The following is a 23353-nucleotide window of genomic DNA, read 5'->3' on the forward strand; positions in this document are numbered from 1 at the left end:
ATCTTGCTCCTTTCTAATGATGGAATTTATATCAACAGCATCGCATCGCCGAAACTGAAAAAGCGGTATTTTTCTTTAACTGCGCAACGGTAAGCTCGTAACACCGACTCACGTCCGGCAAATGCGCTTACCAGCATGATCAATGTTGATTTGGGCAGATGAAAATTCGTAATGATGCCATCAACCGCCTGAAAGTGGTACCCCGGATAAATAAAGATATCGGTCCAACCGCTCCCGGGCACAAAACGGCCCTCGTTCTGCCCGGCAATCGTTTCAAGCGTTCGTGTAGAAGTTGTCCCAACAGAGATAATTCTGCCCCCTTCTGTTCGAACACGATTTAAAGTGGCGGCCGCATCTTCGCTCATGCGATAAAATTCCGCGTGCATATCATGCTTTTCAATATCCTCCACTTTCACGGGACGAAACGTTCCGAGCCCGACATGCAACGTAATAAACACAACATGAACGCCGAGCGCCTTGATGGCCTCCAACATTTCTTCGGTAAAATGGAGCCCCGCAGTAGGGGCGGCCGCAGAACCCTGTTCACGAGCATACACGGTTTGGTATCTGCTTTGATCATCCAACTGTTCTTTTATATAAGGCGGAAGAGGCATTTTACCCAATTCATCCAATATCTCGTAAAAAATTCCTTCATAAATGAATTCAAACAACCGCCCACCGTGATCCTGGATACCCGTACAGACGGCCTTTAACTTCCCGCCGCCAAAGGCAATCTCAGTGCCAATCTTCACTCGCTTTGCAGGCTTGACAAGCGTTTCCCAGCAATCGCCTTCCACCTGCTTTAATAAAAGAATTTCCACATTCGCCCGTGTATCCGTTTTTTCTCCCATAAGCCTTGCTGGGAGCACTTTCGTGTCATTTAAAACTAGGCAGTCGCCTTTTTGTAAATAGGCAGTTATATGCCGAAACGCATCATGCGTCACTTCTCCCGTCTGCCTGTTTAACACCATCAATCGGCTCTCATCCCTGTTTTGCAGAGGAACCTGGGCGATTAATCGTTCGGGCAGTTCAAAATCAAATTCATCAATCTTCAAAACTTATTTAAGCCTCCCCATCACATAAAAAATAGCAGATAACAGAATGCTGATAATGATAGAGGTCATTAATGGGAAAAAAAATGTTGTATTGCCCTTTTTAATGACGATATCACCTGGAAGTTTGCCAAGCTTTAAAAACTGGATCAGGAAGCCAATGATAAAAATGCTAGCCCCCGCAATCATTAACAGCTTTGCCATCCCGCTCACTCGCAAGGCACCTCCATTTGAAAATGTTCATATACTTGATGGGTCACCATTCGCCCTCGCGGGGTTCTTTGTAAGAAACCGATTTGAAGCAAATATGGCTCGTACACATCTTCTATCGTAGTCGGCTCTTCTCCAATGCTGGCCGCAATCGTATCAATGCCTACGGGGCCTCCCCTGAACTTTTCAATGATTCCTCTTAATAATTTATGATCAATTTGATCGAGTCCCAATTTGTCGACCTGCAAAAGCTCTAGGGCTTCATCCGCCAACGCAAACGTGATCACACCATTAGATCGGACTTGCGCAAAATCACGCACCCTGCGAAGAAGGCGGTTGGCAATCCTCGGTGTTCCCCTCGATCTCTTGGCAATCTCAACAGCCCCATCCCCATCAATATCAGTATCGAGAATTTCGGCAGTTCTTATAACAATAGCTGTTAGTTGCTCAATTGTATAATATTCCAATCGGCATAAAACGCCAAACCGGTCACGCAATGGAGCGGATACAGCCCCTGCCCTTGTTGTCGCACCGACAAGTGTAAATGGAGGTAAATCGAGGCGTACGGAACGTGCTTCCGGGCCTTTTCCTATGACGATATCGAGGCAATAATCTTCCATCGCGGGGTATAACACTTCTTCTATCGCCCTAGGGAGACGATGAATCTCATCAATAAACAATACTTCACCAGGATCAAGTGAGGTCAGGATCGCCGCAAGGTCTCCCGGACGTTCAATCGCCGGTCCGGAAGTCATTCTGATATCCACACCCATTTCGTTTGCAATAACGGTTGCGAGTGTCGTTTTTCCCAATCCCGGAGGGCCGTACAACAATACATGGTCAAGCGTTTCCTTTCTCATTTTAGCCGCTTTTATAAATACTTCCAAATTATTCTTTAATTTGTCTTGGCCGATATATTGGGAAAGCATTTGTGGTCGGAGACTTTGCTCAAAAGAAATATCATGATCCATCGCTTCACTGGAAAGCACTCTCTCCTCCATCTCTCATTTGCTCCTTTCCGGTTCACTGTTTCATGAGCATTTGCAGTGCGCGTTTAATGTATTGATCGGTAGTCATTTTTTCTTTCCCGAGTTGCGTGCTGATTTTTCTCAATTCCCGTTCCGAATATCCCAAGGCCGCCAAGGCCAGCAGCGCTTCTTCCAATTCTTCGCCATAAGCTTGTTCCGCTGCTATCGTCTTTTTTTTCACCGGTCCGGGCTCTGCTTCCAATGATTCCGGCAAGATGTCTTCCAGTTTTCCTTTTAAATCCAAAATCATTTGCCTGGCGGTCTTTTTGCCGACACCGGGAAATTTCGTCAAAAATTTCTCATCCTCATTTTCGATCGCACGGACGACTTGTTCGGGCTCTCCGAAAGCCAAAATGGCCATCGCCCCTTTAGGACCGATCCCCGATACGCTGATCAGCTTTTTAAACATTTTCTTTTCCAATTGTGTTTCAAAACCGTACAGTGCGATTAAATCTTCGCGAACATGTTGATATGTATAAATGGTCAATTCTTTACCCTTTTTACCCGAGAAAACGAACGGATTCGGTGTTAATATTTGATACCCGATTCCATTACATTCTACAACTATATATTCCGGCCCAACGAGCTCTACTGTTCCTTTAATATATGCGTACAAGCGATTCTCTCCTCTTTCATGCTACCCATCATTGTAACATATAAATCTCTTTTCTTTTATAAAAAAACAACATACGTTCTAATATTTCATCCTCGGCGGTTTAATCATAAAAGCAGAGGGTAAAAAGTATTCAATCCCCATTGTGGTTGATCACTCATCAAAGGAGGCCATTATACATGAAAAAAAAATGTCGCGGGTATCTTTGTCTCCAGTTTTGAAGCTGTTCAACAAATCCAGTCCTTGATGCATAACGGCATTGGGAAGGACGATATCCACATGATCACGATGGATGATAAAAAAGCAAAGGAGGTAAGGGAGAGTACCGGAATTAACCGCTTACACGACTTTCGGAAAAAACATTTATACGAATCGGGATGGACAAAAGATGAAGTGGACCACTACTACCGGGAATTCAAATCGAGAAGACTATTCGTTTTAGTCGATGTTGATCACGATATGGGAAGAACGGTTATGCTAACAACAGAAAAGAGGCCGATTAAAACCGCTAAGATACAAGTGGACAATGGACAAGCCGCAGCCAGCTTCCAACCAGATCATCAAAAAAGCCGGGATCGCCGCCTTCCGGGAAAGCCAATTGAAAAAAACAAGGACGACAGCCAAATCCAAGAGATGAGAAAAGAATATGAGGAAGAAACGGACCCGTTTGAAAAGCGCGGCCGATAGGCCTGATCAAGGTTTGGCAGCAGCTCCAAACCTTGTTTTTATGGTTTTTAAATTGGATTCCCTATCGAGCCCTTTGTTAATAACTGGAGCCACCCTTTTAGGTTGTACAGGCAGGAATTTCACAATCCTAACTATTCACAAACTGGGTTGAAATGGAAGCCATTTGTAGCCGCTCTTCAGAGGTCGGAAAAAATATAGGTCCCCCAGGTTTTGCGAATGGCCTCTTTATAGGTTTCGCCTTGTAAATGAAGTCGCATCCGCTTTGGCATCTTTTTCAAGAACAATACAAGCGCATAGCGGGAGTTTTGCGGGGAAATGGTTTCAGGATTATCCTGAAAAACGCAGAAGAATATTCCTAGTATTATCCCACTTGTCATACATGTCAAACGTAATTCGATAGATTTTCCTTCTACATGAATATGTGCTGCAATCCACAAATCTAAAGCGAAACTTCAACGAACATACTGAGTCCACAAATGGAACCATCATTTATTTCAAATCAACCTATATCATATCGTCCGGCAAATTTGGTACACTAAACATAAAAAATGAAAGGAAGTTTGTCTTTGATGCGTTTTACCGGTTTTGTAGACAGTGACTTTGAAACCTTTCAAGTTGAAGGTTTGGATGAGCGAATGGAAGCGATAGAGGAGCGGATCAGGCCCAAATTTCGAGCATTGGGACAAGAACTTACAGATGATCTATCGGCAAAATTAGGAACGGAAATGTTTTTACATATTGCCAAACATGCTCGAAGAACCGTCAATCCACCCAAAGATACTTGGTTGGCGATAGCAGCCAATAAGCGCGGGTACAAAAAGCACCCTCATTTTCAAGTGGGCCTATTCGATGATTTTGTCTTTATCTGGCTCGCTTTTATTTACGAGCTGCCGAACAAACAAGAAATCGCCCAAACATTTTTACAGCATATCGATGACATCAAACAAAAAACCCCAAAGGATTTCGTTATTTCCATGGACCATATGAAAAAAGAAGCTGCGTCCATGGATGAGATTGACTTGGAAAAAGCGCTCAAACGTTTCCGCGATGTGAAAAAAGCTGAATTTCTCATAGGAAAACACATTTTAAAAGGCGATCCGCTCCTAAAAGATGGAGAAGGATTGATCAAAATGGTGAAAAATACATTTGATACACTCATTCCGATCTATAGATTAGCGTACAAATAAATATGGACATTCAACAACCGGAGTCCTATGCTCATATGGACTCCGGTGTGTAATTGTTGTCTATTGAATAGAGGGCATTACATTGGATTTTTCACTGTTTTTTTAACAGAAAGCCATGGCCTTTCATCTTCCCAGCGGACATGTACCGGGATTTCAAATGTTTGAGATAATAAGGAATCCGAAATCACTTCTTTCTTTGGCCCTGCGGCAACGATTTTCCCGCTGTTTAAAAGCAGTACATGGGTAATCCCTTCGACAAGCTCTTCTATATGATGGGTAACATAAATGACAAGACGTTCATTCCCCATAATCTCCTGGGTTAAAGACAGAAGCCCTTCCCTTGACTGAATATCCAGGCCGGAGCATGGTTCGTCCAAAATGAGCATTTTTGGGTCATTCATTAAGGCCCTGGCAATCAATACCCTTCTTCTCTCCCCTTCCGATAAGAGGTTATATGGCTTTCCTTTCAAGTACTGTAAACGAAATTGCTCCATTAACTTATCCGCCTTATCCCAATCATCTGGCAAAACCTCTTCATACAGCCCAAAAGAAGCAAATTTTCCGCTTACAATAATCTCTTCAATCGTTTCATGCTCCAATATATGGGAAAAGCGCCCAAGTGAGCTGCTGACAAACCCAATTTCTTTTCGCAGCTCCGGCAAGCTTGTTTCTCCAAAGCGGTTTCCGAGCACTGTTACTTTACCGGAAGAAGGATACTGGTATCCTGTAATGATATTAAGCAAAGATGTTTTCCCCGAGCCATTCAGCCCTAAAATGCCCCAATGCTCGCCAGCATGAACCGTCCAATTAATTCCGGTTAAAATATCTTTTCCACTTCTCTTCCATTCTACGTCCTGAAATGTGATCATTGTTTTCATCTTTTTCATCATACCAACCTCACCTTAATGAAAATAAATATTTTTTCGTTTTCTTGATTTGGTGGGAAGACCTCATTATCTGCCATTATATGTTATTGTACATTATACAATTTTTCGGCACCCTTTACTCAAAATGGGGGGATTACTTGCAAAAATAACAAAAACCAAGGAAGCCCAAAACTTGAAGGCAGGCGTCCTTGGTCGCGCGTATACTTGGAAATTGAACATGTTGTATCAACTTCTTCCATTTACTTCCTAAAGTAAAAAAGCCGCTTCACTTTCGATGAATGTTCAAAAAAACGTTTATTCGTACCTCATTGATAAAGCCTTTTGCGCATTTTGAAGATCATTTTTTAACAATCGTTCTAAGTCGTAGGAAGGGTACATTCCCTTGGAATACATATAACGATAGATCTCTTCATGGCCCTTTATGGCTCTTAACAAATGATTTGTCAACGTTTTTCTTAAAACAGGCGTTGCGGTTTCAGTGATCGCCAATGCATAATTTCTCACCAACGCCTTGCTTAATCCGAGCAATTCCCCGGCAAATAATGCGGATGTTTCTCGATCCGCATCATCTTCCCGTTGATGTGGAACGGGCGCAGAAGGATAAAATTGGATTAACTCCTGCAAATTGATTTCCATGTTCTGAATCGCGTTGTGATAGATACTTCTCAATTGGGCATCAGCTATTTTTTTCATGCTCATTTTCAGCCTCATCAATGCATTTGCTTGGCTGGCAACAAGCTCATGTATTTCCAGCGTTTCGTGCCAAGCTAGTGTTCTTCGTTCATCTAAAGACACCCTAACCCCTCCTCATTACTTTCTCTGCAAGTTACCATATTCATCTATCTGTGCATCAGTTAGCCAAAACCGGAAAAATAGGCTTGATGATCAAAGATGAACTTGGTCCTTCCGTATATTTTTTACAATACTTGGCTGTTTGTCCAAACACTGGCAGAGATGTCTACGTAATATATTTTAGAACGAGTAAAGGGGGTGTAGAGATGGGCGGTTATGGTGGAGGATACGGCAGCAACTTTGCCTTGATCCTTGTGTTATTTATCCTCTTGGTTATTGTTGGTGCCTTCTACGGGTACTAATTCCCTCTTCCAAAAGTATGTAGAACCCGGATGTATGCAACACCCGGGTTCTTTTTCTATTTATTGACCAGCTTTTTGCTTTTGCTGACCGCTACTTGCGCCTTGTCCTCCCACATTTGACAACTGGGGAATCATGTTTGACAATTGTCCTCCGCGTCCTGTCATCATGCTGTATGCGGCCGCCCCAATCCCGATCGAAGCGATAATGGGCAAAACTTGAATATTGTTACGCATGTTTTTCACCCGCTTTCAGTTATTGCTCTGTTTGGAGCATCTTTATATTTTGTAATGGACATGAAAATCACACAAGTAAATTTGTCCAAAAAAGTTGCTCCCCCTATTTTCCGGGTATAAAAAAAATGAAACACCAAAGTATAAAAGGGAAAAGAACTAAAAGGAGGTAACAACAATGAATGAAAATGTCAATCATGGCAGAGCTTTACTATGGAAGGCAATCATGGTTTTTCCAGTTGTATGGATAATATTGTCACTGTTTAATGACGTCACTTTTTTCCATTCCACCCTACTGGGAATTGTTCTATTGCTCTTGTCTTATTATATAGGCGACATGATGGTCTTGCCTAAAATGGGTAATATGACAGCGACTCTAGGGGATTTTGTACTCTCGCTTATCGTCATTTGGGGAGGACTCGTCCTGTTGGGTTACCGGGAAGCTTTTGGGGAGGCGTTGTTTGTTTCCATCGTTCTCGCCATCGGAGAATACTTTTATCATCTATGGCTGGAAAGAACACAATTCAGAAACAAAGCTGATGCTGACGATGTAAGACAATATTGATCGCATGTAACTTTCAAGCATTGTCGAAAGGAGTCATCATCATGGAAGGCCAATATTCATATGGAACAGACTATAAGTATATTCCCGCCACTTCATTGGGCAGTGGAACAGGCGCTGAAATATTGCCTGACATTTATTATCATACGATTCAAATCGTCAATATTTGCTTTGTCGGAAAACCGAAAACAGCAGACTTCGTACTCATTGATGCGGGCATGCCGCATTCGGCTGACAAAATCATTTCCATTACAGAGGAACGATTTGGTACTGGACGAAAGCCGAAAGGAATTATTCTAACCCACGGTCATTTTGATCATGTCGGGGCGATCGTCGATTTATTAGCTCATTGGAAGGATGTTCCTGTCTATGCTCATGAATTGGAGCTGCCGTATCTGGTTGGGGAAAAAAGTTATCCGGCGCCGGATGCCTCCGTTGAAGGCGGAATGATTGCAAAAATGTCTCCGATGTTTCCGGTTGAGCCCATTGATTTGGGAAACAAAGTACAAGCCCTGCCTGAAGATGGCAGCATTCCTGACCTCCCGGGATTCCGGTGGGTCCATACCCCAGGCCATACGCCCGGACATATATCTCTTTTTCGGGATCAAGATCGGGCTCTGATTGCAGGCGATGCTTTTGTGACAGTAAAACAGGAATATCTTTACAGGGTCTTTACCCAAGAACAGGAAATAAGCGGCCCGCCGCGTTACTTGACTCCCGATTGGCAGGCTTCATGGGACTCGGTAAAGAAATTACAAGCATTAAAGCCAACCGTTGCCATCACCGGTCATGGCCTTCCAATGAAAGGGGAAGCTTTGACCCTTAATCTGAACAAACTCGCACAACAGTTTGATCAAATCGCCATACCAGACTATGGAAAATATATAAATTAAAAGCATTAGGCAGGCAATTTGCTCCTCTTAAAGGTCGACAGATGAAAAAATCTGTTTATAAGTCCTTAGGAGGAGCTTCTTTTATGAAATTGGTTGGATTCCTGAAAATTTTATCAGAGATAGGCGGACTGGGACGATGAACCGAATAACAAAAACCGACCGACTCTGGCTCTGCCCATGCCAGGTCAGCAGTGGTGCCTGACGCCCAATTATACCGCCTCAGCCCGTTTGCCCTTAGGACGCGAAAGCTTGCAAGTTGAACGCCCCCCCAAGCAGAAGGTGAGCTTTTGGACATCCTCCTCTTCTTTTAAGCGTAGTGATATGAACATTTTGCAAGGATATATCCTTTTGGGACTTACATTTTTGGGGAACTTGTACTTATGTGCATCAGTTGCTTCATATAATGAAGAAAGAACGGCTTAGGAGGCAAGAAATGATTACTTTATTAGAAAAGGCTGTTATCGGCATGGCGCTTTTACGACTATTATCTGGTGGGATTGAAATTTTCGCGGCATTTTTGATGATTCGCTTCAATGAAGTGGAAAAAGCGCTGATCATCAACAGCTCCCTTGCACTCATCGGTCCCATGGTTTTGATTATCACCACAACAATTGGTGTTTTCGGACTGGCCGACAAAATTTCCTTTGGTAAATTTATTTGGATTTTTCTCGGCGTAGCCTGTATTTTATACGGTGTAAAGAGCAATTAGGGGATGTAACCAACTAAAGCCATCAACTCTTGCCAATATCCCAGTGTTTGTATAAAGAAACAAATATCAGCATCCAAATGATTCCCGCAACAAACCCGCCAATAATATCTGTTACATAATGTACACCCAAGTAAATCCGGCTAACTCCAATCAAAGCAACAAGAAGGACTGTCACACCGATGATCGCCTTCCTAAATGCTTTGCTTTTAAAATGAATCAATAAAAGAAAGCATATAAATCCTAGCACCGCGGTTGAATTCATAGTATGGCCGCTAGGGAAGCTAAAGCCGGCCGAATGAATGATGGGGTTTATTTCCGGCCTGTCTCTTTCAATCCAATTTTTCAATAAATAGTTTGATCCTCTTGATCCCCAAAAGACAAACATGAGAAAAAGAACATCGGTAAAGCGCTTTTTATATATCAGGTAAACGGTAAGTAGCGCAGTAATAAACAGCAGCCCTTTAATGGAGCCAACATCCGAAATAAACAGAAATGCATCTGTTACAGATTCACTGCGGATTTGTTCAAATTGCAGAACGATCTTTTGATCGAAATTTGCCAGCAATTCGATCTCTACAATCCATGTAAGTAAAAGAAATATCGCGCCAAAAAGTAACCATTTCATTTTTCATCATTCCATTATTTTTTGTTGCTTTACTACTATGTGATCAAATTCGGATATAAAAACGGGCAGCGTTAACTGCCCGGCATGTTTAATCCAATAACCGATTGTTTTCATCCACTTCCATCACTTTTGCATTTGGATGTTCGCCGGAGATCAAACCGGCCCCACGGCAAACACTGCAATTATATTGCCAGCCTTCATCATCTGCGAGCATCCCTGTTCCTCCACAAGCCCTGCATATGTTTTCACGGTCTACTGTCATAAAAATCCTCCTTCCTTAAAGGTACATAATCTCTTGAATTCTCACCTAATCTTAAAATGTCATGACTATTTCAATTTCGCCTTAAAACGGATATAGGATGAATTTTTTGCAAGGTCTGGCCCATCCTCCCTTTTTATTTACCCGTTCTAGTGTTTGGATGAACCTCTTTTTTGCCGCTCCTTTACCCAGTTAATCATCCCGCCTTTTAATAACACATCAACCTGGCGTTGAGATAACGCATGGTTTACTTCAATAGTGAGGTTTTTGTTTTTGACACGGATAGTCAGTTCATTACCTTGTTTAATGCTCGTTCTCACATTCTCCAATTGAAGGACATCTCCTTGGTCCAGATGTTCATAATCTTCCTGATGCTTAAACGTTAACGGGAGGATGCCAAAGTTCACGAGATTTTGCCAGTGAATGCGTGCAAAATCCTTCACTAATGCCACTCGAAGTCCTAAATATCTAGGTGCGAGCGCAGCGTGCTCCCGGCTGGAGCCTTGTCCATAGTTAATACCGCCCACAATAGCATGCCCGCCTTTAACGACGGATTCCATTGCTCGCGGATAATACGTATGGTCAATGATTTCAAATGCAAATTTGCTGATTTCAGGCAGATTGCTTCTATAAGGGAGCACACGGGCTCCCCCGGCTAAAATTTCGTCTGTCGAGATGTTGTCGCCCATCTTTAGCAATACAGGTATTTCCATCTGATCCGGAAGCTCATCCATAGCCGGGATAGACGCAACGTTCGGTCCTTTATATAGCGCAACCTTTTTTGCTTCTTCAAATGGGAGGGGGGCATCGAGCAGTGTGTCATCAATTGTTGGATTTTTCGGTTCTTTCACTTTTGGATAAGTCATTTCAAATGTTCTTGGATCAGTAATTTCCCCCGTCAAGGCGGAAATCGCGGCTGTTTCCGGGCTGCATAAGAACACACTATCCTCCTGAGTACCGGATCGCCCAGGAAAGTTTCTCGGGGTCGTACGCAGGCTGTTTCTTCCTGTAGCAGGAGCCTGCCCCATGCCGATACAGCCATTGCACCCTGCTTGATGTAACCGGGCACCGGCTTGAAGAAGGCTTGCTATATGACTCTCCTTCACCAAATCAGTCAGCATTTGCCTGGAAGTCGGATTAATATCGAATGAGACGCCTGCCGCGACCTTTTTCCCTTTTACAATTTCTGCCGCAATGGCAAAATCACGGAAACCCGGATTAGCCGATGAGCCGATATAAGACTGATAAATCGGTGTTCCGGCAACTTCTGATACAGGAACTACATTGCCTGGGCTGGAAGGTTTGGCAATAAGCGGCTCCAACTCGGATAAATTGATTTCTTCTTCCAAATCGTACGTTGCTCCTTTATCCGCTTTTAGTTCTATCCAATCATCTTCCCTTCCCTGCTCTGTCAAGAAACGCCTGATTTCCTGGTCGGATGGAAAAACGGTAGAGGTCGCCCCTAATTCCGCCCCCATATTCGCTATAACATGCCGGTCCATCGCACTTAACTCATCCAAGCCCGGACCGTAATATTCAATGACCTTGCCAACTCCCCCTTTTACGTCATGCCGGCGAAGCAATTCAAGAATCACATCCTTCGCGCTGACCCAATCCGGTAATTTTCCAGTCAACTTGATACCCCACACTTGAGGCATTTTTACGTAAAAAGGTTCTCCGGCTATTGCAAGAGCAACATCCATTCCACCCGCTCCCATAGCAAGCATTCCCATGCACCCATTGGCACAAGTGTGACTATCCGAACCGAGCAACGTTTTTCCCGGCTTGGCCAAACGTTGCATATGAACAGGATGGCTTACCCCGTTGCCCGGCCGGCTATAATACAGACCAAATCGACGAGTGGCGCTTTGCAAAAATAAATGGTCATCGGCATTTTTGTTATCAACCTGTATGACGTTATGATCGACATACTGGGCGGATGCTTCCGTTTTTGCCCGATCGAGTCCCATTGCCTCAAGCTCCAGCATCACCATCGTACCAGTCGCATCTTGAGTAAGGGTTTGATCAATCTTCAAGCCGATTTCTGTGCCCGGAACCATTTCACCGGATACAAGATGTGATTGAATTAATTTCTGGGTAATATTTAATGGCATCTATTTTCCTCCTGTACAAAGCTTAAAATCCATGCTTTCCATTTATGTTTGTTAATTCAGCAAGGAAATATACACCAATCCTGATGATGAAGCGATATACAATCATTTAAGGAAAAAGCCCTGTCTCTTTGATTCTCCAGGAATCTCTTTCTTCAAAAAGGAGCCGAACAAAATTGGATGAAACCGAAATAAAAAGGGGAGAATAGCTCATAATACTTTTCCCTGATCACTTCTCTCAACAGCATACTTTGGTAAAAGAACAAACGTGTATGTTCCGCCAGATGCGGCAATGGCAGTGACAGTGTCCCATTCTTTTCAGTTTCTGACTTTTCATTCCTCTTGATCTTTATTTTAAAAGTTTGAAACCTTACATGATGCGATTACGTAGTAGTGTAGCAACTTTAATTAGAAAGGATGATAGCAACATGATAATCGTGACGACAGAAAATATAGCCAACTATAAAATTGTTGAAATGAAAGGTCCTGTATTTGGCATAACAGTAAGGGCAAGGGGAATTGGAAAAGACATTGTTGCATCATTTAAGGGTTTATTAGGAGGAGAAATCAGCCAGTATACAGAAATGCTTGAAGACGCAAGAAAACAGGCCATAGACCGAATGGTAGAAAACGCCAAAGCCATGGAAGCCAATGCTGTAACGATGATGCGCTTTGATTCGGGAGAAATCGGCCAAAACATGAGTGAAATCATTGCATATGGTACAGCAGTAGTTATAGAAAAGGCTTAGTCTCGTGAAGTGGATTATTGGATTTTACGGCATTCAAATATTGCTATTTATCGCGATAATAATCATTTCTTGGCTCATTTGGGATAAACGTTTCAAACGTAAACACGGGCGGGAAGTTCCTAAAGGCTTTATTCCAACGAATGAGGTAAACATCGATCCGACTACCAAGAAAAAATTAATTGTTTATTACAATCCTGATACTGGCGAGCGCTTTTATAAAGAGGAAGATTAACAAACCGGCGCAGTGTTACCGATACTTCTGGAGGAAACTGCCCCTGATCGGCGCTTCCACCGGGCTTGGGGCCTCATATGACTCTTTATTGGACTGTTTTTGTCATTCCAGAATTTCTTTCGGGCGCCTTGAAAAAATCCAGTATGTGCTCCCCCCAACAATGTTATAACTTGGGATTAATGAATGTTTTAGAGGGGAGCTAGTCAGCTTTGAATCATTCCGACCATTCATTCCGTACAATGAATATTTTTCACCCTGCCTAATCGGCAGCCCGGCAGCCGGAAGATTTGCAATTGATATCCTTATAGTATGCGGAATTATTTCATCATAATAAAGCATGAACAGGTATCTTTCCGTTCACGCCTTTTAAAAGTCTATTTTTTTGACCGTTTATTCCTAAAAAGTGGCAGCTTTTTCAAATAAATAATGTCATCACGAGTAGCTGCATTACCTTCCGCCAAAATTGCCGCTCTGGCCACAACTTGGCCGCCAGCCTTTTCAACCAGCTCCTCCAGGCCACGAATAGACTGCCCGGTACTGATGACATCATCAATAATGGCTACCCGCTTATTTTTTATGTGCTCGACATCATTGGTGTCGAGACATAAGACTTGCTTTTTCTGGGTTGTAATGGATACCACCTCATTGACCAAAGGAGTTTCCATATACGGCTTGATGCTTTTTCGCGCAACAACATATTGCTTCATGCCAAGTTGTTTAGATACCTCATATACAAGCGGTATCCCCTTTGCCTCCGCTGTGACAAGCACGTCTACTTCGGGGAGCTTGTCCGCTAGTAAAGGCGCGGTATAAGCGACCAGCTCCGTGTCGCCCAAAATGACAAAACTGGCAATGCTCAGCTCATCTGAAATCGAAACGATCGGCAGTTCTCTTTGGATAGCGCCAATCACCAATGTATAAGTTTCCATTTACATCCCCCTTAAAAACCGAATAATCCAATGAGAAATTGAATGATCAAACCGGCAAGCATGCCAAGAAAAGGATCCGTGATCGCTGTGACAACCATCGTGATTCCGCCAATTAATCCTGAAGCAGGCTCACCTGTTGAAAAAGCTGTGCCGGCATTGCCGGGAAATGTGACAATCGCACCCAACACGAACAAAAATCCGGCAATTGAAGAACTTGGAACAAATTTACCGATCTTGGGAAGAAGTCCGGCAAATAAAATGATGGCCATGAGTGACATCATCAATACACCTGACCCAACCGGATGCGGCGCGCTTGCAGTGGCGGAAATAACTACTTCAACTGGCGCTCCGCCAAAGAAAGCAGAAGCCATGTCGGCCAAGCTGCTTATAACAGTTAACACATCGACGTTTACATCGGTTTGGGCAATCTCCCCGTTAATCTTGCCAAATGCGATATTCGCCCCAATATTTAAACAAACCATAGCCAAAGCGCCGCGTATGACCATTGGATTGATCACCAGTTTTTGGCGCGTAATTTTTTCCTCCAAAACGGCCTGGATACCTTCCTTACCATCTTTCGGAAGAAAAAGATAGACAATACTTGAGAGAATGACCGATATGGTGATCGTATAAACGAGGTCTTTTGTTGCCATGTATACAATGAGCGCACTGGCAAAAGATGTAATCCCAACCATTTTATCATTTCTGGCCATTTCCCATGCGACTTTTGATAGCATGATCCCAACACCTGCCATCATCCCTGCCGTAATAACCGGACCAATCCAATCTATAATTTTTTCAAGCAAGCCAAATAATCCAATGGGAACCATGATCAGCGCTCCGAAAAACACCATCGATAGCCGTTCCCGCATATTTCTGCCCATTGTCCCAGCCAATGTTATCGTTTCAGCCTGGTAAGAAATCACCGGAACCGAGCCCATGATTGCGTTTCCTCCGGCTCCGACGACAAAAGCCAGCGCCGTTGGAACAGAAGCAAACCCAAAAGTCATGGCGAGAAGCCCCTGAGGAAGTCCATTTAGTACTACGCTAAGTGCGGCCAAGATGTCTTTAAGTATGTCCATTCTACACTCCGTTTCTAACAACGAATGAATCATTCGCTGATTTTTTTATAAAAAATCCCCTTAAACACGAACATTATCTAATTAACATTAATTATTGTACGTGTTTATCGAGAAATTTCAAGTGTTTTATTCGAAGTTTCAACATTTAGTTTTTTGTTTAAAATTGGAACAAACTGAAGAAAATCTATATGCGTCTAAACAAAAAGAGACTCTTCTGACCTTCCTTGAAAAATGCGAAGTGTCCTATCCAGTGTGGATTGCACTCCGTCTTTTTTTAAAAATAAATAAAAAAGCTTGTAGAGAAAAACACCTACTTTCTCTACAAGCTGGCCCTCTTACTATCTATAGAAGGTACTTACATCCACCATAGCCCCTTTAAACTTCTGAGAGCAGGCTCCTTTCCCACTCCGATTCAAGTCTCACTTTTGGAACCGGAGTTGGCCTTCCATTTTCGTCAATGGCGACCATCGTGATCGTAGAGGTCGTCGTCAACCGCCTTTCATCTGTTTCCAAATGGAGGCATTCCACTTTTACATACACTTTCATTGAAGTAGTTCCCACTGAAAGAACAAAAGCTTCCAACGTCAATATGTCCCCCACTTTTGCCGAAGACAAAAAGTTTACCGTGTTAATGGACGCGGTGACAACTGCTTTTTTGGAATGTTTCATTGCAGCAATCGCAGCGATTTCATCAATATACGCCAGGACGGTTCCTCCGAAAATGGTGCCCATATGGTTCGTATCAGGCGGAAGGACAAGCTTTGTCTGAATCGTCCTTGATACATTTGAAGAAATTTCTTTTTGCATAAGAACTTCTCCTTCCCGTTGATCATTTTGGCTAGTTTGCTCTGTAAAGCAAGGTTTCATGATTTTTTCTCATGAACCTTTTAAATCATAGTACACGATCGTGCATCTGACAACCTCCATAAGCGATCATGATGCAATGCCTTTTTCTTGTCATATGTTCCAATAAAAGAGATAATAAAATTGTGAAAATATCAAATATTTATGGAGGGAATGGAATGTATAAACTTATTTTAAGACATCCAGGACCGACTCCGATTCCAAAAAAAGTGAATATGGCGATGAGCCAGGATATCATTAGCCACCGAAGCCCGGAATTCATCAAACTATTTCGGGAAACAACAGCACGCATCAAACCGCTATTTGGAACAGAACAGGACGTTTTACTTCTTGCCGCCAGCGGCACGGCCGCTTTGGAAGCCGCAGCTGTCAATGCTGTTTCACCAGGTGAAAAGGTTGTTGTCATTTCCATTGGCGCATTTGGTGATTACTTTGCTGCTATCTGTGAGAAATACGGATTCGATGTGCATAAGCTGCAAAAAACATGGGGCGAGGCTTGTACGCCGGAAGAGTTGGAAGCTTTTCTAAAACCGTTAAACAATATTAAGGCTGTTTTTGCTACATACTGCGAAACATCGACAGGCGTATTGAATCCAATCGAAGATTTGGCAAAAATCGTGAAGAAAAACACGGATGCCTTATTTATTGTGGACGGAGTGAGCTGTATCGGCGCTGTTCCCGCCAAAATGGATGAATGGGGAATTGATATTTTGGCAACCGGATCACAAAAAGCCCTCATGCTGCCACCCGGACTGGCCTTAATTTCGGTAAGCGAGCAAGCGTGGAAAGCGATTGAAAACAATCAAACCCCTGTCTATTATCTGAACCTATTAACGTACCGTGATTGGTTTGAACAGGGAATGACCCCGAATACATCAGCCGTTACCCTTATTTACGGTTTGTCAGCTGTATGCGACTTAATCGAGGAAGAAACGTTCGCCAGAACGGTCGAAAGGCATGAATTAATGAAAAAGATGGTGAAAGAAGCGATGAATGCTCTTGATATAGACCTGTTGGCAAGCGAACCATTTATGTCGCCAACGGTTACGGCAATCCGCACACCAAAATATTTGGATTTGGAGCAATTTTTACAATTGCTCAAACAAAAATATCACTTGGATTTTGCCGGCGGCTTGGGAAGCTTGCAAGGACAGATCTTCCGGTTTGGCCATATGGGATATTGCTTCCCTGCGGATGTTTTAGAAGCTGTTTCCCTTATGGAAGCCGGTTTAAAAGAGCTTTCATATCCGTTTGAAATGGGAGCAGGCGTCAAAGCAGCGGCTGATACCCTTTCTGCAACAAAGGCGGATATTCAAGTGAAAATCTAAAGTAAATCTTCAATCAGTGGGACGAGGCTTACCAGACAAGGACGCGCAAGCGCCACCACATATGTACGTTCTTCGTCTGCCCCATTGTTAAGAAAACAAGACAAAGGCCTCGTTGCAATCTCCTTGAAATTTGCGGTACTTGCGAGGATTTCCTTGTCTTGCTGCTTTACTTGCAATCATACTTCCTGTACGTCGCAGCTCCTTAGTGATTTATCCTTGAAAACATTGCGGTTGTGGCATTTCCGGAGTTTTTTCTTGTCTGGCCGGCCCGATCCCCCGCGAAAATACCCGGATAGAAAAGGAGGGGCTGGAACATAAGTTGAAAGCTGATTCATATTCGTACAAATCGTGAGAATAAAACCGCGTGAAATCAAGGGGTAACCACCAGGTTCTAACCTTGATTCCATGCGGTTCATTTCATTTTTACCGTGTTGTGTCCCTGCCCTATTTCCCCAACAATTTTTTCAGGAAAATCTGTTCCCACTTTTTCCACGGAATCATGTTTTTTAAAAAGAGAGTCGTTTTTACCCCTTTGCCGACAGGATACCTAAGCCTGCCGGCCTCCTTGCTCATACAAAGATCGGCAATGAGAGAAGCGACGATTTGCGGATCTTCATACTTGGCTTCCCCTTTTTCCAGTTCATGTAAAATCGCCTTCTTAAAAAATGAATAAGGCGACGATTCCACTAGCGAATTTCGGGCAATTGTTTTACCCGTTGACCAGATCGAGGTTTTGAATGATCCTGGTTCAATCAGGAACACATCAATGCCAAACGGCTTTACCTCCATGCGCAAACATTCTGTCCATCCTTCTAATGCATGCTTGGATGCCACATACGGTGAAAGCCCCGGAAAACCGACTTTACCCGAAATGCTGCTTATATTGATGATGGTTCCCTTCTTCCGAGCTCTCATCGCTGGAAGAAAGGCTTGGGTAACGGCAATGAGACCAAAAAAATTCGTTTCAAATTGCTCTTTGTATTCTTCCAAACTCACTTCCTCGCAAAATCCCCCCATTGCAAAACCCGCGTTATTAATAAGAATGTCAACAGGGGGCAGATCGTTCAATAAATCAGGAAAGCCATTCGGACGGGTTACGTCCAATTGAACGATGTTTACCCGGTCTTCCATTTGATGCATGCTGCATAAACTTTTCAGCTTCTCCGCTTTCTCCAAATTTCTCATGGATGCGATGACTTGGCATCCCCGTTTTGCCAGTTCAACAGCCGCGAGCATTCCAAACCCGCTGGCGGAACCGGTAATAAACACTGTTTGTTTTTCCATGTCATTTCTCCATTTGCAACATGTCTTGAATAGATCCCCACACAGTCCACGGATATGTGTGAGGAGGAAAGCTCTCTAACCGCATCACTTCTTTTTTTACGGGATGTACAAATTTCAAGGAATAAGCCCATAAAGCAATTTGCTGTCCCGGCCTGTTCACCTGCGACCCATATTTCTGATCTCCATAAAGGGGAAAGCCTGAAGCGGAAAGCTGGACGCGAATCTGATGGGAGCGGCCCGTGTGGAGCTTGACAGACAATAGGCTTAATTTGTCCCGCTGGGCCACCGTTTGATATTCCAACACGGCTTTCTTGCCGCTTTTATGATCCTGAGAGACCGTTTGAACGACGTTCTTGCGGTTGTTTTTGGATAAATAATGTTCCAATAATGCCGCTTTTTTTCGGGGAGTTCCCCGGACAACAGCTATATACTTTCTCTCTATCTCATTCTTTCGCAAGGAATCCGCCAGCCTGGATGCGGACTTCGACGTCTTGGCAAACACCATCACGCCCCCTACAGGCCGGTCTAGTCGATGAACCAAGCCAAGATAGACATTTCCCGGTTTTTGATAACGAATTTTAAGATCTTTTTTTAAAAGTGACAATACATCCGGATCCCCGCTTGCATCTTCCTGTACAGGGACATTCACCGGCTTCTCCACAACAAGCAGATGGTTGTCCTCATATAAAATTGGTATTTCCATATTATCCGATACCCTTCAGTAAAATGATATGTTCATTGTATCGCAGTTTAATGCTTATCGAAACTCCTCCAATCCGGTAACATTGACAATCCATGGCTTCAACGCTGCTACTTCTACACAATGAACATGCCCGCCTGTTCCTTTAAATTCGGGCATGTATACTAATTCGTAATGAGGCTTCCCTTCTTCATCGACCTCCTCCTTTGTCCAATTCAGCTTCATCACAAAAGAATCCTGATATCGTTGTAAGGCCTTGCCAAAATGATCGGGAATGTTTTCAACTAAGTGGGTGAAACGATCATGTAGATAATCCGTCGCAAACCATTCGCATAACTTTCCCGAATATGCGCTCACAATAATGGTAAGATACTCCCCTTCTACCTGAACATCTTTTTCAAAACGATCAAAAGTAAAACAATACGCATGCGGCGGCAACTCTTCACCTTCCTCGTCGAATTCAATCAGGACATGATCCTCCCCCCTGAGTTTAAACATATGTTGCGCATCCGGATATTGGCTGTACAAAAGCTTGAGAGCAGATTGAAAAGCTTCCTCTTCCGTAATCCTCACACCATTTTCTCTATCGCTTGTGATCATTTGTTTAAGCATGCCGTTAGAATCAGTTATAAGCTTTACCGCGCCTTCTACCACTGTATCAAGATCCATTAACTCATCAAACTCATATTCTCGTAAAAAATGCTCCTTGGGAAAATCGCTCCATACTTCCAATTTCCCTTCAGGCGTATCACTTTCTGTTATTTTATCCATCGTTTCAACGCCTGCCATGGCATATATCGAGGATTGTACTGGTGGCATTTGCGGGAGGGATTGAAATGGAAAACAAACATCGCCAAAATCAGCCAATGTCGTTTGGTTGCCATCCATCTTCACATCAATTCCCGTTGTATGAAGAAAGTCATAAACAAGCTTAAATTCCCCGTCACCATCCACATAAACTTTTTCGTCAAAGCGCATGATCTTTAATAATGGTTGAATATTGGTTAAAAACCGTTCACGCGCAACCTCTTCTGACAGCACTCGATCGGGATAAACGATCAAGAATTCATCCATTTCATTTACCATATCCATGATGACGCCATTTTTATAAACCGAAAATGATATACCCGAATTAGGCAGTTCAAGTCCAAATCGTTCATCTTTACGGACATAATCAAATAAGTAAAAAATGTCAAGGTCGAAGATCGAGGACAAATGTAAGAGTGAGAAGGATTCAGGAAAAAAATCATGCGAAAATCTCTCAATAAGCTTCCGAATCTCTTCCTTAGACATAGATGCTTCCGGAATGTCCTCTTCTTCAAAATCAAATTCCGAAAACATTTTTAAACATCCGTCTTCAGTCAATACGACCTCACCCGCAACTTGTTGACTGTCCACAAATATTAATTTGTATGTGTTTTGATCATATTCTGTAGGTTTTGCAACCAGGCTTTCTTCTTTATTCGCTACTATATAGGGCCGCAATTTCGCAACTATCTTTTCCATCATAAGCCTCCTGGCAATATCTTTATTTTTTCCAGCGCGGGGCGGTCTTCCGGGACATAATAAAACCCGCTTTCAACCCAGGGGATTCTCTCCAAATGAAACGGGCTGCTCTGGAAAAAATGATCAATTTCCACCTTTAGAGTGTTGTCACGCAGCCCATGAGTCTTTGACTCATTATAGCTATTCATAAACTGATGATATTCATCATCCTTTAAAAGCCGTTTCATTTTTGCTGTAAAGTCTTCAGGGAGAAACATGGTGTCCAGCTCACACAAAAATGCGATACATCATTTATTATAAACGATAGAGCTCTCTCGTAAATATGTATATCACCGGATTTTTACTGATCGAATTGTTTGAAAAAATGTTATATAACAAGTTGAAAATATTAAATATGTGCTATAATACCAATATATTTGAAAATTTGTTGAATTGGGAGGGCTTCATCGTGTATGTTCCGCTACTTTTAACACAATTTTTAGACCGCGCCGTAAAACTATATGGCAGTAAAACAGCAGTGATTGATGATGAACGGGTTTTCACTTACTCCGAGTTGAATGAAAGGATAAACCGCCTTTCTCACGGGCTAAAAGATCTGGGTGTGGAAAAGGGCGACAAGGTTGCCTACCTTGCACCAAACACCCTGGAAATGCTCGAAGGCTTCTATGGTGTGTTCCAACTTGGTGCGATTACCGTCCCCCTGAACATTCGGCTTAAGCCGGATGATTATTTGTTTATTTTAAACCATAGTGAAAGCAAGGTATTATTTGTTGACTGGGAGTTGTATGGGCTCATCGGTTCGGTCCGTAGTCAACTGAATCTGGAACAAATTATTGTCCATGGCGGCAACAAGATCAAACTCGAAGAAAATGATCTAGATTATGATGAGTGGGTCGGCCAATTTCCGGCAGAGCCGTTTCCACGTGAAGATATAGATGAAAAAGACATCGCCAGCCTTCTGTACACGAGCGGAACGACCGGCAATCCAAAAGGTGTTATGCTCACCCATCGCAGCAATTACATACATGCCCTTCAAGTCATGCATCATTTGCGGGTAAGTGACCGAGACGTATTGCTCCACGTATTGCCCATGTTCCATGTTAATGGATGGGGATCACCATTTTATTACACAGCAAACGGAGCTACTCAAGTGATGTTAAGAAAGACACGACCGGACATCATTTACGAAAAATTACAAAAGCATGGCGTGAATGTGATGCATATGGCGCCCACGGTACTAAACTCTCTTCTACATTATTATGATAAAAATAAAGTAGAGATCGGACAAGATGTAAGGGTTGTCATTGCCGGGTCAGCCCCGCCGCCTTCGTTTGTCACCCGCGTTGAGGAAGACTTGGGCTGGGAATTTATCCATGTCTACGGATTGACGGAAACATCGCCCTTGCTCACCACCTCCATCATTCGTGCTCAACATTTGGATGAGCCAAAAGAAGTTCAATATCGAATGAAATCCAAAGCCGGTTACCAAATGATGTGCACTGATGTGAAAGTGGTGAATGAGCAAGGTGAAGAAGTGAAACATAACGGCATGGAAATCGGCGAAATCATCGTCAGAACGAACGGTGTGATGGAAGGTTATTGGAAAAATGAAGAAGCTACGAATGCCGTCATCAAAAACGGTTGGTTTCATACTGGTGACATGGGCATTGTCGATTATAACGGCAATATTGAAATTGTCGATCGGAAAAAAGATGTCATCATCAGCGGAGGCGAAAATATTTCTTCCATAGAAGTGGAAGGAGTTCTATATGAACATCCAGCAATTGTTGAGGCTGCCGTCATTGCGATTCCTCATGAAAAATGGGGCGAAACCCCACACGCTATTGTCGTTGTTCGCGATGGCCAAACATTAACGGAAACCGAAATCATTACCTTCGCCAGAGAAAGGCTTGCCCATTTTAAAGCGCCTACATCTGTCAGTTTCGTAAAAGAATTACCCAAGACTGCTTCGGGAAAAATTCTAAAAGTGAATTTGCGAAAAGAATATTGGCAAAGCAAAAGCAAGCTCGTCAACTAGACATTCAGTTTGGTACGCTCAATTGATCAGGCGGACAATCATTCTCCTCCGCCTGATTGTTCGCTTGCGGGCTGCCGTCACTTTCTGGAAAATGGGCCACTCCCCACTTCCCGTACAACGCTTCAAAGCCTCTTAGTGATCACAGGTTTTATAGAAAGTCGTTTAATACGAATACGCCGCTCTTTTTCCGATCTAGCAGCTTTGCTTAAGCGCGCCGAAGTACCACCCTTGTTACATTTTTACCTGGCGTTCTTTTCTAAAAGAGATAAAGTGTTTGATGACAAAAATGACGCATTCTATAAGATTTCGTTTCCCTACTTTGAACCAGTAGTTCAAAGGCTCTGTTTTGTGTACACAGAGTAAACGGGATAAGTCTGTCCTTTTTTAATAATCTTCAATTCATATGCTAAATATGTAATGTCTAGAAAGGCGGATTGTTCTGCCTTTCTTTCTTTTTGCCTTATTTTCCTTCCTTTGTTAAACAATAGGCGGG

General features: G+C 43.0%; 28 protein-coding genes. 11 read left to right on the forward strand and 17 right to left on the reverse strand.

The window, feature by feature from the left end:
• Nucleotides 1-26: 26 nt before the first annotated feature.
• Genes queA through ruvA form a run of 4 tightly spaced genes read right to left on the reverse strand, consistent with a single transcriptional unit; the run spans nucleotide 27 to nucleotide 2906 of the window.
• Complete coding sequence (gene queA / locus JOC94_RS16875) at nucleotides 27-1055, reverse strand: tRNA preQ1(34) S-adenosylmethionine ribosyltransferase-isomerase QueA (protein WP_077110524.1); 1029 nt, start codon at nucleotides 1053-1055, stop codon at nucleotides 27-29.
• A 3-nt stretch (nucleotides 1056-1058) separates the two neighbouring features.
• The gene (locus JOC94_RS16880) at nucleotides 1059-1256 is read right to left on the reverse strand and encodes a DUF2905 domain-containing protein (protein ID WP_213089098.1); all 198 of its coding nucleotides are present in this window, start codon (nucleotides 1254-1256) and stop codon (nucleotides 1059-1061) included.
• 5 nt (nucleotides 1257-1261) lie between these two features.
• Nucleotides 1262-2263 (reverse strand): Holliday junction branch migration DNA helicase RuvB, encoded by a 1002-nt coding sequence (gene ruvB, locus JOC94_RS16885; protein ID WP_077110520.1) that lies wholly within the window; start codon nucleotides 2261-2263, stop codon nucleotides 1262-1264.
• Between the two features lie 22 nt (nucleotides 2264-2285).
• Nucleotides 2286-2906, reverse strand: coding sequence for a Holliday junction branch migration protein RuvA (ruvA, locus tag JOC94_RS16890; protein ID WP_077110518.1), 621 nt, complete (start codon nucleotides 2904-2906; stop codon nucleotides 2286-2288).
• A gap of 276 nt (nucleotides 2907-3182) precedes the next feature.
• Here ruvA and JOC94_RS16895 point away from each other — a divergent pair, with 276 nt between their 5' ends.
• Both JOC94_RS16895 and JOC94_RS16900 read left to right on the forward strand, forming a co-directional pair.
• The gene (locus JOC94_RS16895; protein WP_077110516.1) at nucleotides 3183-3590 is read left to right on the forward strand and encodes a hypothetical protein; all 408 of its coding nucleotides are present in this window, start codon (nucleotides 3183-3185) and stop codon (nucleotides 3588-3590) included.
• Between the two features lie 569 nt (nucleotides 3591-4159).
• Complete coding sequence (locus tag JOC94_RS16900; protein WP_077110513.1) at nucleotides 4160-4777, forward strand: YktB family protein; 618 nt, start codon at nucleotides 4160-4162, stop codon at nucleotides 4775-4777.
• Nucleotides 4778-4854: 77 nt separating this feature from the next.
• Here the strand turns inward: JOC94_RS16900 and JOC94_RS16905 are convergent, their stop codons facing one another.
• Both JOC94_RS16905 and JOC94_RS16910 read right to left on the reverse strand, forming a co-directional pair.
• Nucleotides 4855-5655, reverse strand: a complete 801-nt coding sequence (locus JOC94_RS16905; RefSeq protein ID WP_077110712.1) for an ABC transporter ATP-binding protein — start codon at nucleotides 5653-5655, stop codon at nucleotides 4855-4857.
• A gap of 303 nt (nucleotides 5656-5958) precedes the next feature.
• Complete coding sequence (locus JOC94_RS16910; protein WP_077110511.1) at nucleotides 5959-6459, reverse strand: spore coat protein; 501 nt, start codon at nucleotides 6457-6459, stop codon at nucleotides 5959-5961.
• 203 nt (nucleotides 6460-6662) lie between these two features.
• On the opposite strand from JOC94_RS16910, the gene JOC94_RS16915 reads away from it, so the two are divergent.
• A complete protein-coding gene (locus JOC94_RS16915) occupies nucleotides 6663-6758 on the forward strand; it encodes a YjcZ family sporulation protein (RefSeq protein WP_077110509.1) in 96 nt (31 codons plus the stop codon).
• 60 nt (nucleotides 6759-6818) lie between these two features.
• On the opposite strand, the gene JOC94_RS16920 is transcribed toward JOC94_RS16915, so the two are convergent.
• On the reverse strand, nucleotides 6819-6992 hold the full coding sequence (locus JOC94_RS16920) for a hypothetical protein (protein WP_171973845.1): 174 nt from the start codon (nucleotides 6990-6992) through the stop codon (nucleotides 6819-6821).
• 175 nt (nucleotides 6993-7167) lie between these two features.
• Here JOC94_RS16920 and JOC94_RS16925 point away from each other — a divergent pair, with 175 nt between their 5' ends.
• The 3 genes from JOC94_RS16925 (at nucleotide 7168) to JOC94_RS16935 (ending at nucleotide 9153) form a co-directional block, all read left to right on the forward strand.
• Complete coding sequence (locus JOC94_RS16925; protein WP_077110507.1) at nucleotides 7168-7554, forward strand: DUF2512 family protein; 387 nt, start codon at nucleotides 7168-7170, stop codon at nucleotides 7552-7554.
• A gap of 41 nt (nucleotides 7555-7595) precedes the next feature.
• The gene (locus JOC94_RS16930; RefSeq protein WP_077110505.1) at nucleotides 7596-8444 is read left to right on the forward strand and encodes an MBL fold metallo-hydrolase; all 849 of its coding nucleotides are present in this window, start codon (nucleotides 7596-7598) and stop codon (nucleotides 8442-8444) included.
• 433 nt (nucleotides 8445-8877) lie between these two features.
• Nucleotides 8878-9153 carry a YqhV family protein gene (locus JOC94_RS16935; protein ID WP_077110501.1) on the forward strand — a complete coding sequence of 92 codons (276 nt, stop codon included), beginning with the start codon at nucleotides 8878-8880 and terminating at the stop codon, nucleotides 9151-9153.
• A 22-nt stretch (nucleotides 9154-9175) separates the two neighbouring features.
• On the opposite strand, the gene JOC94_RS16940 is transcribed toward JOC94_RS16935, so the two are convergent.
• The 3 genes from JOC94_RS16940 to JOC94_RS16950 form a co-directional block, all read right to left on the reverse strand.
• Nucleotides 9176-9778 (reverse strand): phosphatase PAP2 family protein, encoded by a 603-nt coding sequence (locus tag JOC94_RS16940; RefSeq protein ID WP_077110499.1) that lies wholly within the window; start codon nucleotides 9776-9778, stop codon nucleotides 9176-9178.
• 88 nt (nucleotides 9779-9866) lie between these two features.
• Nucleotides 9867-10040: a hypothetical protein gene (locus JOC94_RS16945; protein WP_171973844.1), complete on the reverse strand. Its 174-nt coding sequence runs from the start codon at nucleotides 10038-10040 to the stop codon at nucleotides 9867-9869.
• 146 nt (nucleotides 10041-10186) lie between these two features.
• On the reverse strand, nucleotides 10187-12151 hold the full coding sequence (locus JOC94_RS16950) for an aconitate hydratase (protein WP_077110497.1): 1965 nt from the start codon (nucleotides 12149-12151) through the stop codon (nucleotides 10187-10189).
• Between the two features lie 425 nt (nucleotides 12152-12576).
• Between JOC94_RS16950 and JOC94_RS16955 the strand changes: the two genes are divergently transcribed.
• Nucleotides 12577-12897: a YbjQ family protein gene (locus JOC94_RS16955; protein ID WP_077110495.1), complete on the forward strand. Its 321-nt coding sequence runs from the start codon at nucleotides 12577-12579 to the stop codon at nucleotides 12895-12897.
• 4 nt (nucleotides 12898-12901) lie between these two features.
• On the forward strand, nucleotides 12902-13129 hold the full coding sequence (locus tag JOC94_RS16960) for a hypothetical protein (protein ID WP_077110493.1): 228 nt from the start codon (nucleotides 12902-12904) through the stop codon (nucleotides 13127-13129).
• Between the two features lie 374 nt (nucleotides 13130-13503).
• Here the strand turns inward: JOC94_RS16960 and JOC94_RS16965 are convergent, their stop codons facing one another.
• The 3 genes from JOC94_RS16965 to JOC94_RS16975 all read right to left on the reverse strand — a co-directional run bounded on the left by JOC94_RS16965 (nucleotide 13504) and on the right by JOC94_RS16975 (nucleotide 15947).
• On the reverse strand, nucleotides 13504-14058 hold the full coding sequence (locus JOC94_RS16965) for a phosphoribosyltransferase family protein (RefSeq protein ID WP_077110489.1): 555 nt from the start codon (nucleotides 14056-14058) through the stop codon (nucleotides 13504-13506).
• Nucleotides 14059-14069: 11 nt separating this feature from the next.
• Nucleotides 14070-15140 (reverse strand): guanine permease, encoded by a 1071-nt coding sequence (locus JOC94_RS16970; protein WP_077110487.1) that lies wholly within the window; start codon nucleotides 15138-15140, stop codon nucleotides 14070-14072.
• A 375-nt stretch (nucleotides 15141-15515) separates the two neighbouring features.
• Nucleotides 15516-15947: an acyl-CoA thioesterase gene (locus tag JOC94_RS16975; RefSeq protein WP_077110485.1), complete on the reverse strand. Its 432-nt coding sequence runs from the start codon at nucleotides 15945-15947 to the stop codon at nucleotides 15516-15518.
• Nucleotides 15948-16162: 215 nt separating this feature from the next.
• Here JOC94_RS16975 and JOC94_RS16980 point away from each other — a divergent pair, with 215 nt between their 5' ends.
• Nucleotides 16163-17332: a pyridoxal-phosphate-dependent aminotransferase family protein gene (locus JOC94_RS16980; protein ID WP_077110483.1), complete on the forward strand. Its 1170-nt coding sequence runs from the start codon at nucleotides 16163-16165 to the stop codon at nucleotides 17330-17332.
• Nucleotides 17333-17776: 444 nt separating this feature from the next.
• Here the strand turns inward: JOC94_RS16980 and JOC94_RS16985 are convergent, their stop codons facing one another.
• Genes JOC94_RS16985 through JOC94_RS17000 form a run of 4 tightly spaced genes read right to left on the reverse strand, consistent with a single transcriptional unit; the run spans nucleotide 17777 to nucleotide 21079 of the window.
• Complete coding sequence (locus JOC94_RS16985) at nucleotides 17777-18616, reverse strand: SDR family oxidoreductase (protein ID WP_077110479.1); 840 nt, start codon at nucleotides 18614-18616, stop codon at nucleotides 17777-17779.
• Nucleotide 18617: 1 nt separating this feature from the next.
• On the reverse strand, nucleotides 18618-19319 hold the full coding sequence (locus tag JOC94_RS16990; protein ID WP_077110477.1) for an RluA family pseudouridine synthase: 702 nt from the start codon (nucleotides 19317-19319) through the stop codon (nucleotides 18618-18620).
• A gap of 54 nt (nucleotides 19320-19373) precedes the next feature.
• Entirely contained in the window at nucleotides 19374-20825 is a 1452-nt protein-coding gene (locus tag JOC94_RS16995; RefSeq protein ID WP_205179936.1) for a hypothetical protein, read from the reverse strand.
• Nucleotides 20822-21079 (reverse strand): hypothetical protein, encoded by a 258-nt coding sequence (locus JOC94_RS17000; protein ID WP_077110473.1) that lies wholly within the window; start codon nucleotides 21077-21079, stop codon nucleotides 20822-20824. Before JOC94_RS17000 ends, JOC94_RS16995 begins: the two co-directional genes overlap by 4 nt.
• Nucleotides 21080-21270: 191 nt before the next feature.
• Between JOC94_RS17000 and JOC94_RS17005 the strand changes: the two genes are divergently transcribed.
• A complete protein-coding gene (locus JOC94_RS17005) occupies nucleotides 21271-22860 on the forward strand; it encodes a long-chain-fatty-acid--CoA ligase (protein WP_205179937.1) in 1590 nt (529 codons plus the stop codon).
• A gap of 286 nt (nucleotides 22861-23146) precedes the next feature.
• Nucleotides 23147-23191, forward strand: coding sequence for an erythromycin resistance leader peptide (locus JOC94_RS23580; protein WP_408021929.1), 45 nt, complete (start codon nucleotides 23147-23149; stop codon nucleotides 23189-23191).
• Nucleotides 23192-23353 lie beyond the last annotated feature (162 nt).

This window comes from Siminovitchia thermophila (genome assembly GCF_016909185.1).
GTDB classification, from domain to species: Bacteria; Bacillota; Bacilli; order Bacillales; family Bacillaceae_C; genus Siminovitchia; species Siminovitchia thermophila.